Genomic DNA, 6,521 nt, shown 5'->3' on the forward strand with positions numbered 1-6,521 from the left:
GCGTAACCATTCGAGGGCAAAGAGATGCCTGATACACTGCTAGGAGGTATTGTTATCAACGAGATTCTCGTTGATCCGAATGGTGCGCTGAATTTCGATACTGACGGGAACGGCACCGCAGACGCAACCGACGAATATATCGAACTTTACAACACATCTGGCAGCCCGATTGACATTTCAGGCCTTGAATTATGGGATGCTGGCGTCGGCCAGTGGTTTGTTTTTCCGCCCGGAACAATCCTTGCGGCGGGCGGGCACGCAATGGTTTTGTCTGGCGTACAAGCAGGCGGTGCATTGCCAACAGGTGATCCCGGGGATCTGTTTTTTGATGCAGGGCGCGGATCGCCGCTTATCAACAACGGCGGCGATAATGTTACGCTTTATGATCCCACCAACGACGAATTTGTTCAGGCAACCTATAATGGCGATGCACTGGACGACCCGACACTTGGTGCTAGCGGATATTCCGGTTTCTCAGGCACGGCAACGCGTATCGGCTCGGGTGAGGATTTTGGCAATGATACCGACGGCCAATCGTGCAGCGCACAGGGGATGGTGCCAATACGTTTTCATCGGACACCCCGACCCCGGGCACAACAAACATCTGCTTTGTTGACGGTACAGAACTGCTTACCCCCTGCGGAGCGCGCCCTGTAGAAACGCTGGCAGCAGGTGATATGCTGATAACCGCGGACGGGCGGCATGCGCCGGTGCGCTGGGTCTACGCAAAACACTGGAGCGCGGCGCAGATGCAAGCCTCACCCAACCTTGCGCCGATTTGCATTGCGCAGGATGCACTGGGCATTGGTCTGCCCAAGCGCGATCTTTACGTATCACAGCAACACCGCATTCTAGTAGACGGCCCAATCGCAAAACGCATGTTTGGCTCTCGCGAGGTGCTCGTGCCCGCAAAGGCACTTCTGGACCTTCCCGGGGTTAGATTGCACAGACCGAACCGTGCGCTTAGCTATCATCACGTTATGCTTGATGCCCACGACATTGTCATTTCCGAGGGCATTCGCAGCGAAAGCCTTTACTTCGGACCACAAGCGCTCACATCCATTCCCGAACCCGCGCTTAACGAGGCGATGGCGCTTCTCGGGCTGAGCAAATCGCAAATTGAAAAACACGCCGTCGTCCCTGCCCGCCAGCTTACGCCAATGAAGCAAGCGCGCCATTTAATTGCGCGCCACTTGCGCAACAGCAAACCCATAACCTTAGCTTGGGCGTAACACATGAAAAAACCGCGCCCTTAAACACAGAGCGCGGTTTTCGGATTTTTTACGGCGTTTCGCCTATCAGCCAAACATGTCGGCGGTGATACCCGCGTACCAGCCGATGCTTTCCTCATAGGTTGCCTTGCGCAGCGCGGCATCTTCGCCCGTGGCAGAGATAAAGCCGTCTACTTTGGCGATCTTCTCATCCGTCGCCTCATAGGTCGCACCCACTTTGACGCCGTTGTCCGTGTCGATCAAAGACCAGCATGTGTTGGAGAACTTCGCCGGGAAGACCTTGGAACCTGTCAAAGCGCCGCGCACGGCCATTGCCGCCACTTTCGCCTGAGAGTTCGCAGAGAAGCCGGATTTCGGCATGTCGCCCTGATTGGTCGCATCGCCGAGCACGTGGATGTTTTCATCAATGCGCGATTGCATGGTATGTCCGTTCACCGGCGCCCAGTTGCCCTCCGTAATATCCGCAAGTTCGCAAATGCGGCCCGCTTTCATCGCTGGAATGACGTTACACGCATCCACTTTGGTCACTTCGCCGTCGATAGAAACCGTCATTTCATCGGGGTTCACTTCGACATTCCCACCGCCAAAGTCTGAGCCGATCCACTCAACCATGCCAGCATAGTTGTTCGCCCATCCCTCTTGGAAAAGGCCTTGCTTGGAAAACTTGTCTTTAGGGTCCGCCACGATGATCTTTGCCGTCGGGTTTGTCGCCTTCAACAGATGCGCGACCATGGAAACCCGTTCATACGGGCCAGGAGGGCAGCGATAGGGGTTTGGCGGCGCAACCATTGCGAAAGTACCGCCTTGCGGCATTGCTTCGATCTGCGCTTTGAGCAATTCAGTCTGGCTACCCGCCTTGTAGGCATGTGGCATCTTGTTTTGCGATGACAGATCCCAACCAGCAACTGCACCATCTACAAAGTCGATGCCCGGGCTAAGGATCAAACGATCATAAGGCACCGCGCCGCCCCCTGCGAGCGATACAGTTCGCGCATCACGATCAATGCCGACCGCCCAGTCATGCACAACGTTTACGCCATATTGGGACGCAAGCGTGCCATAGCTATGCGCGATGCTTTGCAGATCGCGGAAACCGGCAATGTAGAGGTTGGAGAAGAAGCAGGTGTAATAGCTGCGCGATGGTTCGATCAGCGTAACGTCAATCTCGCCTTTGCTGTCTTTTGCGATGTAGCGCGCTGCAGTTGCGCCGCCAGCACCGCCGCCAACGACGACGACTTTGGGTCGGCCATGCGAAGCCGCTTTGACCATCGGCGCGGATAGAACCGATGCTGCTGCCGCAACGCCTGTTCCAATAAAAACACGTCTATTAAGTTTCATTTTAGTTCCTCCCTTGAACGAAGCCCTATTCTTCGAGCTCCTTAAAATATGCGGCAAGCGCCGCAATCTCTTCGTCAGATAGCCGAGAGGCCATCATTTGCATCACAGGATGGGGGCGTAGCTTGCGCTTGTAGGCATGCATCGCAATTGCGAAGTCTTCCACCGGCCAGCGCGTGATGGACGGAATACCTTGGTCAGAGCCGCCAGCTTGGTGGCAGGTAAGGCATTCATTCGCAAGATATTCGCCGTATTCAGGATCACCAACGATCGCAAGGATTTCAGGTGGCAGTTCGACTTCGACATGTTGCGCAGTCGGTTCTGCTTCAGGAATGTTGGAGGGGTTGTCAGAGAAACGGCGCAGGTAGGCAAGCACATCATGACGATCCTGCTCGTCCTTAATGCCGCGAAAGCTCATCCGCGTGCCAGAGACCAGTGCCTTGGGGTTTTCTATGTAGGCATCAAGATGTTCGTAATCCCAAACCAGCCCGTCCGCCGCAGCGCGCTGCAGGCCCTTGGAATAAAAGAAGTCTTCAGCAGCGCCCGCGTTCGCGCCAAAAATACCGTTCAAGAGCGGCCCGGTGCGATGCTTTGCATCTGGTCCAACTTGGTGGCATCCAGAACATTTGCGGAAGATCTTGGCACCGTTCTCAGCGTCGCCCAAAGGAACAGCCGTTTCATCGGCAACTGCCGCAAAGCCGAAAAGCAATGCGGCAGTTGTCAGGGCAGTAATAAAACCTCCCCTCATTTATTGGCTCACTGATTTTAGATATTCAGTGATTGCCAGAACGTCGCTTTCCTTCTTGAGGCCAGCAAAGGACATCTTGGTTTTCTTCACGTAGGACTTGGGGTTAGCAAGGAATTCCGCAAGGGTTTCATCGTTCCATACAAGTCCGTCAGCGCCCATTTGAGACATGGTTTTTGAGTATTTGAAGCCCTCAATGCCGCCAAACGCGCGGCCCATCACATTGTTCAAATGTGGACCAGTCTTATTCTTCGCGCCCTCGCCGACCTGATGGCAGGCTTTGCACTTCTTAAAGACTTTTTCACCCTTCGCCGCCAAATCCGCATCAAACGCAGCGGCAACGACAGCCTCTTCCTTTGGTGCTTCTTCGGCAACCGCTTCAGCGGTTTCAACGGTTTCTTCTTCGGCTGGCGCTGCTGCTTCTTCGGCGTCAGGCTCGTCAGGGGTCACATCCAGAACCGTTGCGCGCATGGTGATTTCGACCGTGTCTTTACAATCAACCATGCAAGGCTCGGCCTTCCAGAAATGCGCCTCGGAGGTTTCGCGATCATCAAGGATGAAGCCGTCTTTGTTCGGCATTTCGACGTCTAGGAAGTTCTCATTCGACAGCTCGAAATCGTCCTCCACCAGATCGTTGGAGTAGAGAATATAGGCAACGATTGCATAAACATCGTCATCGCTAAGTGTCTGCGCAGCGCCAAATGGCATGGATCGTTTCACATAGTCAAACGCTGTGCTGAGGTGCGGCCAGTAAGAGCCAACCGTTTTCAACGGGTCTTCGTCCGCCAGCGTATCTGCACCACCAGCCAGTTTAGGCCAGTTGTCTACGCCTTCAGCAAAATCGCCGTGGCAGATCGCACAATGCTCAGCAAAGACTGCCTCGCCATCATATGCATTGCCAGAACCGACAGGTAGGCCCGTACCATCAGGGCTGACATCATGATCCCATGCCGCGATTTCTTCGGGCAAAGCCGTCCGGCCAAGGCCCATTTTTTCGGCCATAGCTGGCGCCGCGATAAGGCTCGCACAAAGAGCTGAAGAGCCTACAAGTTTAAGAAACTTCGACATTTTCCGCCTCTCCATCTTCTTTCACATGCCAGGTCTGGATGCAGTTGTTGTGATAAATCGAGTTAAGTCCGCGCACTTCACGCAGCTCTGCTTTGGTTGGTTGCACATAGCCCGTGCTATCCATCGCACGGCTTTGCAACAGCATCTCGGAGCCATCCCAATCCGTGTCCAGATAGAACCGCGTAAGCGCCATGTCCTGACCGGGCGCAGCAAGGCGGGCGGTTTCCCACGTCTTGCCACCGTCTTTGGACACATCAACGCGGGTAATCGCGCCGCGACCAGACCAAGCAAGGCCCGTGATGACCAATGGCCCCTTGCCGTGCTTGATGGGTGCTTGCGGGCTTGGCGATGTAACAACGGATTTCGCATCCATCGCCCATGTCCATTTGCGCGCAATACCGTTTTCAAGAACGTCGGTGTACTTGGACGTTTCTTCGCGGCTTTCTACAGCAATTTCAGTAACTTCAATGCGGCGGAGCCACTTGACCCACATGTTGCCTTCCCAACCGGGAACGACCAAGCGCACGGGATAGCCATGCTCCATGCGAAGCGCTTCACCATTGGCTTTGAACGCGATCATGCAGTCATCCAACGCTTTTTCCAGCGGGATGGAACGGCCGTTCGAAGAGGCATCGTGACCCTCGACATAGACCCATTTGCCTTCGGCTTTTACGCCGGCTTCTTCTAGCAAGGTGCGTAGGGTAACGCCCGTATATTCCATGTTGTGGATCATGCCGTGGGTGAACTGAGCGCCATTCAGCTGCGCCCCTGCCCACTCCATGCCGGTGTTCGCTGCGCACTCAAGGAAGAAGGTGCGCGTCACACGCGGGAAACGCTCAAGGTCGGCGTAGGTAAAGATCAGCGGCTCATCGACAAGACCGTGGATCATCAGACGATACTCGTCTTTCGACATTTCAATCGCGCCAGAGTGGTGACGTTCAAACGCACAACCCTGCGGCGTGATTGTACCATCCAACGCGTGGATCGGTGTAAAGTTGATCGAGCTGATCGTGTCAGCCGTCAACCATTCAACGTTGCGGCGCACCACATCGTCTTCGAATTTGATCGGCAAACCATAGGGTGTTTCATCAACGCCCGCGCCAAGGCCGCTGGCGAATTCCTGCGTTTCCATAATCAGTGGATCGCCCGCAGCTTGCGCGGCTCCCCCTGCGAGGGTGCCAGCCCCGACAGCTGCCGCGCCAGACAAGAACTGACGGCGAGAGGCATTTTTCAAATGTGTATCAGACATTTGTCGCTCCTGTTTAATGTTATACTTTAGACGCCAACAACGGTGACGGAATTATTCGGATCCAGCTTCACCGTGCCCTGTGCGCGAATATGGTTTTCGACCACATCCCAAATTTGCGGACCTTCTGTGCCTTCATTGACCGAAGCCCAGCCCGCGACCACGTAGGTCTTGCTCGGATCAATCTTTTCACCTGTTTTGAGCAAGGTCATGTCAGTGATCCGCTCGCCCTGCTTCTTGGTCACGTCAATGCGGTAACCCATGCCACCAATGCGAACCATGTCGCCGCCCTGCTGGTAATAGGGATCGGGATTGAACAGGTTGTCAGCCACATCCTCAAGGATCACATGGATGAACTCACCTGTCATTTCAGTGCGATAGGCTTTGCCATACGTCATGGATGTCACGTTGAAGATGTCTTCTCGCGTGATGTCCTGCCCGGGCAGAATGCTTGGGCCCCAACGCACGCCGGGCGACATAGCGATATCTGCTTCGCGCTCGGAAATCAGCGCATCGCAAATCAGATCATCCCAAGAGCCGTTAAAGTTACCTCGGCGATACAGAAGGCTATCGGTCTTACCGATCACTTCGCTCAACTCGCTCGCATATGGCGCGCGCTGCTCGTCAATAAGCGCAGCAACTTCTTTGTCAGGTTCGATCACATCGGCGAAAATCGGGATCAGCTTGTGACGGAAGCCCATCATACGCCCGTCACGCACATCCAGATCAACGCGGGATACGAATTTACCGTTGGACCCTGATGCGACAATGATCGTCTCACCAACCAAAGCAGGCTCTGGCAGCGCGTCATGGGTGTGACCCGACAGAATAACGTCGATGCCTGTCACGACGCCGGCCATCTTCTTATCTACGTCAAAACCGTTGTGGCTTAGGC

The 6,521-nt window shown here is 54.8% G+C and carries 7 protein-coding genes; 2 read left to right on the forward strand and 5 right to left on the reverse strand.

All coding sequences use genetic code 11. The features are described from left to right. Positions 1-24 precede the first annotated feature (24 nt). On the forward strand, positions 25-657 hold the full coding sequence (locus tag WBC85_RS13725; RefSeq protein WP_424438279.1) for a lamin tail domain-containing protein: 633 nt from the start codon (positions 25-27) through the stop codon (positions 655-657). Positions 658-662: 5 nt separating this feature from the next. Continuing rightward, entirely contained in the window at positions 663-1,232 is a 570-nt protein-coding gene (locus tag WBC85_RS13730) for a Hint domain-containing protein (protein WP_424438297.1), read from the forward strand. A gap of 66 nt (positions 1,233-1,298) precedes the next feature. On the opposite strand, the gene WBC85_RS13735 is transcribed toward WBC85_RS13730, so the two are convergent. The 5 genes from WBC85_RS13735 to WBC85_RS13755 all read right to left on the reverse strand — a co-directional run. After that, positions 1,299-2,570, reverse strand: a complete 1,272-nt coding sequence (locus WBC85_RS13735) for an FCSD flavin-binding domain-containing protein (RefSeq protein ID WP_424438282.1) — start codon at positions 2,568-2,570, stop codon at positions 1,299-1,301. A gap of 25 nt (positions 2,571-2,595) precedes the next feature. Next, positions 2,596-3,315 (reverse strand): c-type cytochrome, encoded by a 720-nt coding sequence (locus WBC85_RS13740; RefSeq protein WP_424438285.1) that lies wholly within the window; start codon positions 3,313-3,315, stop codon positions 2,596-2,598. Next, complete coding sequence (locus WBC85_RS13745) at positions 3,316-4,380, reverse strand: c-type cytochrome (RefSeq protein ID WP_424438288.1); 1,065 nt, start codon at positions 4,378-4,380, stop codon at positions 3,316-3,318. After that, on the reverse strand, positions 4,364-5,629 hold the full coding sequence (gene soxC, locus WBC85_RS13750; RefSeq protein ID WP_424438291.1) for a sulfite dehydrogenase: 1,266 nt from the start codon (positions 5,627-5,629) through the stop codon (positions 4,364-4,366). The genes WBC85_RS13745 and soxC overlap by 17 nt, the downstream gene beginning before the upstream one ends. A 26-nt stretch (positions 5,630-5,655) precedes the next feature. After that, positions 5,656-6,521 (reverse strand): 5'-nucleotidase C-terminal domain-containing protein (locus tag WBC85_RS13755; RefSeq protein WP_424438294.1); only part of this gene is annotated, 866 nt, incomplete at its 5' end.

The organism is Planktotalea sp., assembly GCF_049680325.1.
Taxonomy (GTDB): Bacteria; Pseudomonadota; Alphaproteobacteria; order Rhodobacterales; family Rhodobacteraceae; genus Planktotalea.